Source organism: Kitasatospora sp. NPDC056783 (assembly GCF_042789895.1).
Classification (GTDB): Bacteria; Actinomycetota; Actinomycetes; order Streptomycetales; family Streptomycetaceae; genus Kitasatospora.
In genome coordinates this window covers 17,848-28,997 of sequence record NZ_JBHUAF010000072.1, presented here as the reverse complement: position 1 = coordinate 28,997, position 11,150 = coordinate 17,848, and the positions used below count along the sequence as shown (strand labels likewise).

11 protein-coding genes are annotated in these 11,150 nt (G+C 71.8%); 9 read left to right on the top strand and 2 right to left on the bottom strand.

Annotated elements, in window-relative coordinates:
- Positions 1-47: 47 nt before the first annotated feature.
- Complete coding sequence (locus tag ACFRMQ_RS13915) at positions 48-1,694, bottom strand: hypothetical protein (protein ID WP_380730458.1); 1,647 nt, start codon at positions 1,692-1,694, stop codon at positions 48-50.
- A gap of 162 nt (positions 1,695-1,856) precedes the next feature.
- Between ACFRMQ_RS13915 and ACFRMQ_RS13910 the strand changes: the two genes are divergently transcribed.
- Positions 1,857-2,321 carry a thiol-disulfide oxidoreductase DCC family protein gene (locus ACFRMQ_RS13910; RefSeq protein ID WP_380730456.1) on the top strand — a complete coding sequence of 155 codons (465 nt, stop codon included), beginning with the start codon at positions 1,857-1,859 and terminating at the stop codon, positions 2,319-2,321.
- Here ACFRMQ_RS13910 and ACFRMQ_RS13905 read toward each other — a convergent pair.
- Positions 2,309-4,357, bottom strand: coding sequence for an elongation factor G-like protein EF-G2 (locus tag ACFRMQ_RS13905; protein WP_380730454.1), 2,049 nt, complete (start codon positions 4,355-4,357; stop codon positions 2,309-2,311). The two genes, ACFRMQ_RS13910 and ACFRMQ_RS13905, sit on opposite strands and share 13 nt — an antisense overlap.
- Positions 4,358-4,592: 235 nt before the next feature.
- On the opposite strand from ACFRMQ_RS13905, the gene pgsA reads away from it, so the two are divergent.
- The 8 genes from pgsA to ACFRMQ_RS13865 all read left to right on the top strand — a co-directional run bounded on the left by pgsA (position 4,593) and on the right by ACFRMQ_RS13865 (position 11,131).
- Positions 4,593-5,240 (top strand): phosphatidylinositol phosphate synthase, encoded by a 648-nt coding sequence (pgsA, locus tag ACFRMQ_RS13900; protein ID WP_380730452.1) that lies wholly within the window; start codon positions 4,593-4,595, stop codon positions 5,238-5,240.
- A gap of 16 nt (positions 5,241-5,256) precedes the next feature.
- Positions 5,257-6,213 carry a phosphatidylinositol mannoside acyltransferase gene (locus ACFRMQ_RS13895; protein WP_380730450.1) on the top strand — a complete coding sequence of 319 codons (957 nt, stop codon included), beginning with the start codon at positions 5,257-5,259 and terminating at the stop codon, positions 6,211-6,213.
- A gap of 51 nt (positions 6,214-6,264) precedes the next feature.
- A complete protein-coding gene (locus ACFRMQ_RS13890) occupies positions 6,265-7,449 on the top strand; it encodes a glycosyltransferase family 4 protein (RefSeq protein WP_380730448.1) in 1,185 nt (394 codons plus the stop codon).
- 135 nt (positions 7,450-7,584) lie between these two features.
- Entirely contained in the window at positions 7,585-7,947 is a 363-nt protein-coding gene (locus tag ACFRMQ_RS13885) for a 5-carboxymethyl-2-hydroxymuconate Delta-isomerase (RefSeq protein WP_380730446.1), read from the top strand.
- A gap of 35 nt (positions 7,948-7,982) precedes the next feature.
- Positions 7,983-8,528, top strand: a complete 546-nt coding sequence (locus ACFRMQ_RS13880) for a hypothetical protein (RefSeq protein WP_380730444.1) — start codon at positions 7,983-7,985, stop codon at positions 8,526-8,528.
- A gap of 117 nt (positions 8,529-8,645) precedes the next feature.
- Entirely contained in the window at positions 8,646-9,569 is a 924-nt protein-coding gene (gene pdxS, locus ACFRMQ_RS13875; RefSeq protein WP_380730442.1) for a pyridoxal 5'-phosphate synthase lyase subunit PdxS, read from the top strand.
- A 96-nt stretch (positions 9,570-9,665) separates the two neighbouring features.
- Positions 9,666-10,283, top strand: coding sequence for a pyridoxal 5'-phosphate synthase glutaminase subunit PdxT (pdxT, locus tag ACFRMQ_RS13870; RefSeq protein WP_380730440.1), 618 nt, complete (start codon positions 9,666-9,668; stop codon positions 10,281-10,283).
- Positions 10,284-10,372: 89 nt separating this feature from the next.
- The gene (locus ACFRMQ_RS13865; protein ID WP_049651428.1) at positions 10,373-11,131 is read left to right on the top strand and encodes a YebC/PmpR family DNA-binding transcriptional regulator; all 759 of its coding nucleotides are present in this window, start codon (positions 10,373-10,375) and stop codon (positions 11,129-11,131) included.
- Positions 11,132-11,150 lie beyond the last annotated feature (19 nt).

Sequence of the window (11,150 nt, the reverse complement as noted above, 5' to 3'; positions counted from 1 at the left end):
GGCCCCACCGAGATCCTCGGTGGGGCCCTCCCGCGTGCTGTCGCCGATCAGCCGGCGTCGACCTGGTCGACCTTGTACGGCCGGGGGCTCTGCGCCTCGGACTTGATGATCGAGGTGCGGTTCTTGAAGAACCGGTCGGCGTCCAGGTCGTGCTCCTCCAGGAACTCCAGGGTGGCCGCGTGGATCGCGCTGAGCACCGGGACGGAGGCGTTCTGGGCGTTGTCGATCATGGAACGGTTGTCCCAGGGCTTGTTGACCCAGGAGTGCCGCAGCCCGAAGGGCTCGGGCAGGCCGAGCCCGCCGCCGAGCCAGCCGAGCAGGCCGGGCATCCGGTAGAAGGGGGCGCGGACGGCCTGGCGGACGACCTCGTCGTTGTCGATCAGGGGGAGCTTGACGGTGCGCTCCTCCCAGAACTTCACGGTCTTGGCGACCGACTTCTCCTTGTCCTTGGGCTTGTCGAAGAAGACGCCCTTGACCGGGCCGAGCGCGTAGCTGGACACGGTGATGTTCAGGACGTTGGCGAGCAGGGTGACCGTGACGGTGAAGGTGAGGATCAGCTTGCCGTCGTGGGTGATGAACTGGGTGGCGAGGTAGTGCCGGGGACCGCCGGTGAAGGTCTGCTTGTCGGCGATGGTCTGCACCGCGAAGTCGCGCATCCGGTCGCCGTCCATGTCGGCGTTGCCGGGGCGGCTGATCTCGTCGGCGCCCTCGCCGATGTCGAAGACCACCCACTGCTTGATGGCGACGTTGGGCATGCCGCTGTTGGCGACGTGGCTGATGCCGAGGCCCTTCAGGTGGGAGGAGATCCGGCGGACCAGGTCCCAGGGGTGGAAGGCGCGGAAGTCGGCGTGGCCCTCGGCGGGGTGGAGGGTGTCGGCCAGGCGCCACTCGCCCCAGCGGCGGCCGGCCCCGAGGATGCCCTTGGGCCCGGCGTAGTGGTGGATGTTGGTCTCCTGCTCGGCGTCCAGCCGGCCGAGCTTGTCGCGCAGGTCGGCGGCCTTCTTGTCGAGGTCGTCCCGGGGGACGGCCTTGGCGACGGAGGCCGCCACGGCGCTGCCCTCGACCAGGGCCTGCCAGCGGGAGCGCAGGTCCACCGCGGTGCGCTCGACGATCCGGCGGGCGAGGTACCAGCCGATGGCGGGGGCGAGCATGGTGACGCGCAGGTAGATGCCGAGGACGCCGGTGGCCGGCGGGCGCACCGCGAGCAGGACGGCGAGGGCGGCGGCCACGACGAGCACGATGCCGCCGTAGACGGCCGCGTTCTTCGGGTTGTCCCGCTTGAGCCAGGCGCGGAGCTGGAAGGCCGCGAGCCAGATCAGGGTGCCGGGGAGGAAGAGCAGGCCGGTGACCACGGTGACGGTGCTGAGCTGCCGGTCGCGGGTGTTGCGCAGTTCCTCGGCCGCCAGGCAGTGTTCGACGACCTGGCGGGTGTCGACCCCGAAGGCCGGGACGAGGGGTTTGCGGCCGCCGCCCAGGGCACGGGAGACCAGCGCCTTGCTGAAGGCCTCGCCGAGGTTGGGGCGGAAGAGCGCGAAGCGGCCCTTCTTCGCCGTGGCGTCGGCGACGGCGTCGACGAAGCCCTGGATCTCACCGTCGCGGTAGGCGGTCGAGGAGAGTCCCTGGGTGATGGCGGTCTGCGGGCCGGCGTCCGTTCGGGGTATCTGCGCACCCGGGGTCATGTCGAGTGTGGTCACGGTGGCGTCCCCTCCTCCCCTTGTCAGCGGCAGGTTACCGTGCCGTGGCACCCCCGCGGGGATGATCGTCTGAAGTGCCGTCACCGGAGGCCCGTGGGGCATGATGCCCGGCTCCGGGCGGATCGATGCCCGCCGGGGTGCCCTTGGTGCGGGTGGTGCAGGATGGACAGCGGGAGCGAGGAAAGGGGAGCGGCCGTGAAGGATCCGGTGCTGGTCTTCGACGGGGACTGCGCGTTCTGTTCGTCCTGCGTGCGCTGGGCCGAGCGGTACCTGCGGCAGACGCTGGCCTCGGGGGGCTGGGAGGCGGTGCCGTTCCAGTTCGCCGACCTGGCGGGGCTGGACGGGCGGGCGGGCGGCCGGGGCGAGGTGTCGGCCGAGCGGGCGGAGCGCGAGGTGCTCTGGGTGACGCCGACCGGTGGGGTGTACGGGGGCGCGCAGGCGGTCGCGCGGCTGCTGATGCGCTCCGGCGGGGCGTGGGCATATCTGGGCGCCGTGTTGACGGCGGCGCCGGTGCGGCCGGCGGCGGGGCTGGTCTATCGCTGGGTGGCGCGCAACCGGCACCGGATGCCGGGCGGGACGGCGGCGTGCGCGCTGCCGAACCGGGGGAACGCGGCTCAGTCGGTGTAGCGCTCGGCGAGGGCGGCGGGCATGGGTTCGTGGCGCAGGTAGGCGCGGGAGAACTCGGCGGTGCCGTGGGTGAGCGACCGCAGGTCGATCGGGTAGCGGACGAGTTCGAGTTCGGGGACCTCGGCGCGCAGCAGGGTGAGGCCGGTGCCTCCGGTCTCGGTGCCGAGGACGCGGCCGCGGCGGGCGGAGAGGTCGCCGAGGACGGCGCCGAGGTAGTCGTCGGGCAGCAGGACGCTGACGGCGGCGACGGGTTCGAGCAGGCGGATGACGGCGTGCTCGGCGGCGTCGCGCAGGGCGAGGGCGGCGGCGTTCTGGAAGGACGCGTCGGAGGAGTCGACCGAGTGGGCCTTGCCGTCGGTGAGGGTGACCCGGACGTCGACGAGGGGGTGCCCGGTGGTGACGCCCTTGGCGAGCTGGGCACGGACGCCCTTCTCGACGGAGGGGATGAAGTGCTTGGGGACGGCGCCGCCGACGACGTGCTCCTGGAACTCGAAGCCGGAGCCCGCCGGGAGGGGCTCGACCTCCAGGTCGCAGATGGCGTACTGGCCGTGGCCGCCGGACTGCTTGACCAGGCGGCCGTGGCCGGCGGCGGCGGTGCCGAAGGTCTCGCGCAGGGCGACCTTGGGCTCGACGGTGTCGACGTGGACGCCGTGGCGGGTGCGCAGGCGGTCGAGGACGACCTCGGCGTGGGCCTCGCCGGTGCACCAGAGGACGAGCTGGTGGGTGTCGGGGTTCTGTTCCAGGCGTAGGGCCGGGTCCTCGGCGGTGAGGCGGGAGAGGGCTGGGGAGAGCTTGTCGTCGTCGGCCTTGCTGTGGGCTTCGACGGCGATCGGGAGCAGTGGTTCGGGGAGGGTCCAGGCGTCGAGGGTGACGGGGTGGCCGGGGTCGTGGACGGTGTCGCCGGCGCGGGCGGTGGTGAGTTTGGCGGCGCAGACGAGGTCGCCGGCGACGGCGTGCGGGACGGGGCGCTGGAGTTTGCCGAAGGGGCTGGTGAGGGTGGTGACGCGTTCGTCGCCGTCGTGCTCGGCGGTGTGGGCCGGGCCGGCGAGGTGGATCTTGGTGTCCGGGCGCAGGGTGCCGGCGTACACGCGCAGCAGGCTGATCCGGCCGACGTAGGCGTCGCCGGTGACGCGGATGACCTGGGCGGCGAGCGGGGCGTCGGGGTCGCACTCGGGGGCGGGCCGGGTGCGTTCGGTGGGGTCGGGGAAGGTGTGGGCGATGAGGTCGAGGAGTTCTGCGGCGCCGAGGCCGTTGTCGCTGGTGGGGACGGCGGGATGGAGCGCACAGGTGAGGACCTCGCGGCGCAGGCCGGCTTCGAGGGAGTCGGTGTCGAGGGGGTCGCCGGAGAGGTAGCGCTCCATGAGGGTGTCGTCCTGGCCGGAGATGGCTTCGACGAGGCTGTCGTGGGCGGGGGTGGTGTCGGGCAGTGGTGCGGCGTCGCCGTAGGTGTCGCCGGTGAGGAGGTCGACGCTGCCGTCGGGCCGGCCGTCGTGGAGGACGGGCAGGAAGAGCGGGCGCAGGGTGTCCGGGCCCAGGTCGAAGGCGTCGTGGCAGGTGGTGAGGATGTCCTCGAAGCCGGTGCGGGCGAGGTCGAGTTTGGCGACGGCGATGGCGCGGGGGATGTCCTCGGCGGCGCACTCGTGCCACAGGGCGCGGGTGGGGGCGGTGACCGGGTCGGTGGCCGAGACGACGAAGACGGCGGCGTCGGCGGCGTGCAGGGCGGCGCGCAGGTCGGCGGCGAAGTCGGGGTGGCCGGGCGGGTCGAGCAGGTTGATCTTGACGCCCTTCCATTCGAGCGGGAGGAGCGCGAGCTGGACGGAGCGCTGCTGCTGGTGCTCGATGTCCTCGTGGTCGGAGACGGTGGTGCCGTCGGCGACGTGGCCGGCCCGTCCGGTGGCGCCGGCGGCGAGGGCGAGCGATTCGGCGAGGGTGGTCTTGCCCACACCGCTGGAGCCGATGAGGACGACGTTGCGCAGATCCTTCGGGCCGGTGACGGCGGGTGCCTGGCCGGCTCGTACCGTGCTGCGGTCGGGCATCGGGGTCTCCTCCCGTGGCGCCGAGGCTGTCGTTCGCAGTCTAGGGGCGGAAGTCGCGCGGGTGCTCAGTGACCGTGCGTGTGCGCGCGGGGCCGGGGTACCGGCGGTGCGTGCGCCGGAGCGTGTCTCCGGCGTGGCTACGATGGGTGCGCCGGGCGGGCTGATCCGTCGGGCCGTCTGCCGTGTGTGTTGCGCCAGGCGGGTATCTGGGAGATTCGGAGCGGCTGGGAAGGCCATGCTCAACAAATACGCGCGTGCCTTCTTCACACGTGTCCTGACCCCGTTCGCCGCGTTCCTGATCCGTCTGGGCGTGAGCCCGGACGCCGTGACGCTGATCGGTACCGCCGGTTCGGTGGCCGGTGCGCTGGTGTTCTTCCCGCGTGGGGAGTTCTTCTGGGGCACCATCACGATCACCCTGTTCATCTTCTCGGACCTGGTGGACGGGAACATGGCCCGCCAGCTGGGCCGGAGCTCGAAGTGGGGGGCGTTCCTCGACTCCACCCTGGACCGGGTCGCCGACGCGGCGATCTTCGGCGGCCTGGCGATGTGGTACGCGGGCAAGGGTGACGACAACCTGCTGTGCGCGGTGGCGATCTTCTGTCTGGCGAGCGGGCTGGTGGTGTCGTACACGAAGGCGCGGGCGGAGAGCCAGGGCCTGCCGTGCGACGTGTCGGGGCTGGTGGAGCGCGCCGAGCGGCTGGTGGCCGGCCTGGTGGCGGCCGGTGTCGCGGGTCTGCACAAGTTCGGCGTGCCGTACGTGGAGTGGTTGCTGCCGGTGGCGCTGTGGCTGGTGGCGGCGGGCAGCCTGGTGACGGTGTTCCAGCGGGTGCTGACCGTGCGCCGGGAGGCGTTCGAGGCCGACCGAGCGGCGGCCGGGAGCTGATGGGGGGCGTCCTGCGGTGACGGACCGACTGGTGTACTGGGCGTACGCACTGGGGTGGGGGCTGCTGAAGCACCTGCCGGAGCGGGTGGCCCGGGGGCTGTTCGACGGGCTGGCGGACTACGCGTGGCGCAAGCGCGGCAAGCGGGTGCTCCAGCTGGAGGCGAACCTGCGCCGGGTCCGTCCGGAGCTGGACGAGGCCGGGCTGCGGAAGCTGTCCCGGGCCGGGATGCGCTCGTACATGCGGTACTGGATGGAGTCGTTCCGGCTGCCGGTGTGGAGCCGGGAGCGGGTGGCCCGGGACGTCCGGGTGGAGGGCTTCGAGCACGTCCTGGCGGCGATGGAGGCCGGTCGGGGCGCGCTGGTGGCGCTGCCGCACATGGGCAACTGGGACCTCGCGGGGACCTGGGTGGCGCAGCGCGGCCATCCGTTCACCACGGTCGCGGAGCGGTTGAAGCCGGAGCGGCTGTTCGACCGGTTCGTGGAGTTCCGGGAGGGCCAGGGCATGGAGGTCCTGGCGCTGACCGGCGGTTCGGTGAACGTGATCGGCACGCTGGCGCGGCGGCTGCGCGAGGGCCGGCTGGTCTGCCTGGTCGGGGACCGGGACCTGTCGGAGGCCGGGATCGAGGTGTCGTTCTTCGGCGAGCGGACCCGGATGCCGGCGGGGCCGGCGGCGCTGTGCCAGCGGACCGGGGCGGCGTTGCTGCCGGTGACGCTCTGGTACGACGGTCCGCTGCTGCGGGCGCGGATACACCCCGAGGTGCCGGTGCCCGAGGAGGGCGACCGCAAGGAGCGCACCCGGGCGATGACCCAGGCGATGGCGGACGTGTGGGAGGAGGGCATCCGCGTGCACCCGCAGGACTGGCACATGCTGCAGAAGTTCTGGCTGGCGGACCTGCCGGTCCGTGAGACGGTGAAGGCCCCGGCGGCGGGGGAGCGTGCCCCGGAGCCCGCGGCCGAGGCCGCCAAGCCGTAGGGCCGGTCCGCCGCCCGCCCGTACGACTGTCCGAAGGAGCTTGAGGAACCCGTGAAGATCGGCATCGTCTGCCCGTACGACTGGGACGTTCCCGGTGGGGTGCAGTTCCACATCCGGGACCTGGCCGAGCACCTGATCGGGCTGGGTCACGAGGTGTCGGTGCTGGCGCCGGCCGAGGAGGGCGAGGCGCTGCCGCCGTACGTGGTTCCGGCGGGGCGGGCGGTGGCGGTGCCGTACAACGGGTCGGTGGCGCGGCTGAGCTTCGGCATCCTGTCGGCGGCGCGGGTGCGGCGGTGGCTGCACGACGGGCGCTTCGACATCCTGCACGTGCACGAGCCGGCGGCGCCGAGCCTGTCGATACTGGCCGCCTGGTCGGCGACCGGGCCGATGGTGGGGACGTTCCACACCTCCAATCCGCGGTCCCGGATGATGATCGCGGCCTCGCCGATCCTCCAGCCGGGGCTGGAGAAGATCCGGGCCCGGATCGCGGTGTCGGAGTACGCCCGGCGGACCCTGGTGGAGCACCTGGGCGGGGACGCGGTGGTGATCCCCAACGGTGTGGACGTGGGCTTCTTCGCGGAGGCGGAGCCGGACGAGCGCTGGACCGGCGGTGCGGCGAAGGGGGAGCCGGGCACGATCGGTTTCATCGGCCGGATCAACGAGCCGCGCAAGGGCCTGCCGACGCTGCTGGCGGCGCTGCCGAGGATCCTGGCGGAGCGGCCGGGGGTGCGGCTGCTGGTGGCGGGCAAGGGCGACGAGGAGGAGGCGGTCGCGGGCCTGGCGCCCGAGGTGCGCCGGCAGGTGGAGTTCCTCGGCATGGTGAGCGACGTGGAGAAGGCCCGGCTGCTGCGCAGCGTGGACCTGTACGTGGCGCCGAACACCGGTGGCGAGAGCTTCGGGATCATCCTGGTCGAGGCGATGTCCGCGGGCGCGCCGGTGCTGGCGAGCGACCTGGACGCGTTCAAGCAGGTGCTGGACGGCGGGGACGCGGGGGAGCTGTTCCCGGTGGAGGACGCGGAGGCGCTGGCCCGTACGGCGCTGCGGCTGCTGGGCGATCCGGCGCGGCTGGAGGAACTACGGGAGGCGGCCTCGCGGCACGTGCGGCGGTTCGACTGGTCGACGGTCGGCGCGGACATCCTGGCGGTGTACGAGACGGTGACGGCCGGTGCGGCGGCGGTGGTCGAGGAGGACGTGCGCAGCGGGCGGCGGGGCCGGTTCGGGCTGGCCCGGGACTAGACACGGCTGGGCCGTGTCTCATGATTCCCGCCGGACGCGAATCATGAGACACGGCCCAGGGTCCGGTCCGGCGGTCCGTCCGGTCGGGGGTTAGGGTCGGGTGGGTCCGTACCACTGCGACCCACGGGGGCGACGATGCCGCAGATCTCCGTCGACTACTCCGCCGACCTGGCGGGCACCTTCGACCGCCGGGGCCTCGGCCTGGCGATCAACCGGCTGGCCCAGGAGACGATCGACGCGAAGCCGGAGTCCTGCAAGACGGTGTTCCGGCAGAGCGAGGTGCTGGTGGTGGGCACCGGCGGGGCCGCCGGGGACACCCAGGTGTTCGTGGAGTTCCAGATCTTCCCGGGCCGGTCGCCGGAGGCGAAGGCGGCGCTGAGCGAGGGCGTGCTGGCGCTGCTGGCCGAGTACGTCCGGCCGAAGCCGGGGACCAGGCTGTTCACGGCGGTGAACATCGCCGACATCGACCGCGACAGCTACCGGAACGCGACCGCCTGAGGCCGGTTCGGTGACACCCGGTAACGTAGCGGTCCGTGACTACCTGGATCTGGGCCGGCGTGGCCGTGGTGCTGTTCGGCATGTACCTGAGTTGGACGGCCGGCCGCTTGGACCGGCTGCACGCCCGGATCGACGCCGCGCGGGCGGCGCTGGACGCGCAGCTGGTCCGTCGGGCCTCGGTGGCGCTGGAGCTGGCGACGTCCTCGTTGCTGGATCCGGCGGCCTCGCTGCTGCTGCTGGACGCGGCGCACGCGGCCCGGCAGGCGGAGGACGAGCAGCGCGAGGTGGCGGAGAGCCAGTTGAGCCTGGCGCTGCGGGCGGTGTTCGAGGAGCCGGAGCAGGTGGCGGCGCTGGTGGCGGAGCCGGGCGGTGAGGACGCGGTTCGTGATCTGACGGCCGCGGTGCGCCGGGTGCCGATGGCGCGCCGGTTCCACAACGACGCGGTGCGGGCGGCGCGGGCGGTGCGCGAGCACCGGCTGGTGCGTTACTTCCGGCTGGCGGGGAAGGCGCCGTTCCCGCTGGCGTTCGAGATGGACGATGCTCCGCCTCCCGCCCTCACGCCCGAAGGGGCACCTGCTTAAGGTGTCCCCCGGATACGGCCTGTTTGTCGTGTCCCGTCGTCCTGGCTGGACTTGGTGGCGCATCGTTGGGCCATCCGGTCTGCCTACCATAGGGCGATAGCACTGATTCATCTTCGAGTGAGGTCTCACGTGTCCACCACCCCCACCACCGCAGACCAGCCGCAGATCGGCACCGCCCGGGTCAAGCGCGGCATGGCCGAGCAGCTCAAGGGCGGTGTGATCATGGACGTGGTCAACGCCGAGCAGGCCAAGATCGCCGAAGACGCCGGCGCCGTGGCCGTCATGGCGCTGGAGCGGGTTCCGGCGGACATCCGCAAGGACGGCGGCGTGGCCCGCATGTCCGACCCGAACATGATCGAGGAGATCATCGAGGCGGTCTCCATCCCGGTGATGGCGAAGTCCCGCATCGGTCACTTCGTCGAGGCCCAGGTGCTCCAGTCGCTGGGTGTCGACTACATCGACGAGTCCGAGGTGCTGACCCCGGCCGACGAGGTCAACCACTCGGACAAGTGGGCGTTCACCACCCCCTTCGTCTGCGGCGCCACCAACCTGGGCGAGGCCCTGCGCCGCATCGCCGAGGGCGCGGCCATGATCCGCTCGAAGGGTGAGGCCGGCACCGGCAACGTCGTCGAGGCCGTCCGCCACCTGCGCCAGATCAAGAACGAGATCGGCCACCTGCGCGCGCTGGACAACAACGAGCTGTTCGCCGCCGCCAAGGAGCTGCGCGCTCCGTACGAGCTGGTCAAGGAGGTCGCCGAGCTCGGCAAGCTGCCGGTCGTGCTGTTCTCCGCCGGTGGCGTGGCCACCCCGGCCGACGCCGCGCTGATGCGCCAGCTGGGCGCCGAGGGCGTCTTCGTCGGCTCCGGCATCTTCAAGTCGGGCGACCCGGCCAAGCGTGCCGCCGCCATCGTGAAGGCCACCACCTTCTTCGACGACCCGAAGATCATCGCCGACGCCTCCCGCAACCTGGGCGAGGCCATGGTCGGCATCAACTGCGACACCCTGCCGGAGACCGAGCGCTACGCCAACCGCGGCTGGTAACCACCCGCGGTTCCCGGGACGGCCCGCCGCAGCGCCTCGGTGCGCGGCGGGCCGCACCACGTAGTCCGTCGTAACGATCGATTGAGGTTGAAGACCGTGAGCACTCCTGTCATCGGCGTCCTCGCCCTGCAGGGCGACGTCCGCGAGCACCTGGTGGCGCTGGCCGAGGCCGACGCGCTCGCCCGTCCGGTGCGCCGCGCCGAGGAGCTGGCCGAGGTCGACGCGCTGGTGATCCCCGGCGGGGAGTCCACCACCATGTCCAAGCTGGCCCTGCTGTTCGGCGTGATGGAGCCGCTGCGCGAGCGGGTCGCCGCCGGGATGCCGGTCTACGGCACCTGCGCGGGCATGATCATGCTGGCGGACAAGATCCTGGACGGCCGCGAGGACCAGGAGACCGTCGGCGGCATCGACATGACGGTGCGCCGCAACGCCTTCGGCCGCCAGAACGAGTCCTTCGAGTCCGGGATCGAGTTCGCGGGCCTGGACGACGCGCCGGTGCACGGCGTCTTCATCCGCGCCCCCTGGGTCGAGTCGGTCGGCGCGGGCGTCAAGGTGCTGGCCCAGCTGCCCGCCGCGGACGGTCCGGAGAGCCGGATCGTGGCGGTGCGCCAGGGCAATCTGCTGGCCACCTCCTTCCACCCGGAACTGACCGGAGACCACCGGGTGCACGCGTACTTCGTGCGCATGGTCGAGGACCACCTCGCCGGTAAGTAGGCCACCACCGACCGTGTGCGCCTCACCGGTGGCGACACCGGTAAGATCTCATCTGTTCATTTCCCTTTGGCGACGTAAAGGAGCTGGCGATGTCCGGCCACTCTAAGTGGGCTACCACCAAGCACAAGAAGGCCGTGATCGACGCCAAGCGCGGCAAGCTCTTCGCCAAGATGATCAAGAACATCGAGGTGGCGGCGCGCACCGGCGGTCCCGACCCGGCGGGCAACCCGACCCTGTACGACGCCATCCAGAAGGCGAAGAAGAGCTCGGTCCCGATCGACAACATCAACCGCGCCGTCAAGCGCGGTGGCGGTCTGGAGGCCGGCGGCGCCGACTACCAGACCATCATGTACGAGGGCTACGGCCCGAACGGCGTCGCGGTCCTGATCGAGTGCCTCACCGACAACCGCAACCGCGCCGCCTCCGACGTCCGCGTCGCGATGACCCGCAACGGCGGCTCGATGGCCGACCCGGGTTCGGTGTCCTACCTGTTCACCCGCAAGGGTGTCGTCATCGTCCCCAAGGCCGACGGCGTGGACGAGGACAAGCTGTTCGAGGTCGTCCTGGACCAGGAGCCGGAGGAGATCAACGACCTCGGCGACTCGTTCGAGATCGTCTCCGAGGCCTCGAAGATGGTCGCCGTGCGCACCGCGCTGGTCGACGCCGGCGTCGACTACGACTCGGCCGAGGCCAACTTCCTGCCCAGCATGCAGGTCGAGCTGGACGTCGACGGCGCCCGCAAGATCCTGAAGCTGATCGACGCGCTGGAGGACAGCGACGACGTGCAGAACGTCTTCGCCAACTTCGACATCTCCGACGAGGTCGGTGCGCAGCTCGACGCCGAGTGATCACGGCGTCGATCGACGG

Excerpts from the sequence above, each read along its gene's own strand:
- ACFRMQ_RS13910 (WP_380730456.1), top strand. The coding sequence starts at position 1,857 with ATGGACAGCGGGAGCGAGGAAAGGGGAGCGGCCGTGAAGGATCCGGTG.
- ACFRMQ_RS13905 (WP_380730454.1), bottom strand. The coding sequence starts at position 4,357 with ATGCCCGACCGCAGCACGGTACGAGCCGGCCAGGCACCCGCCGTCACC.
- pgsA (WP_380730452.1), top strand. The coding sequence starts at position 4,593 with ATGCTCAACAAATACGCGCGTGCCTTCTTCACACGTGTCCTGACCCCG.
- ACFRMQ_RS13885 (WP_380730446.1), top strand. The coding sequence starts at position 7,585 with ATGCCGCAGATCTCCGTCGACTACTCCGCCGACCTGGCGGGCACCTTC.
- ACFRMQ_RS13865 (WP_049651428.1), top strand. The coding sequence starts at position 10,373 with ATGTCCGGCCACTCTAAGTGGGCTACCACCAAGCACAAGAAGGCCGTG.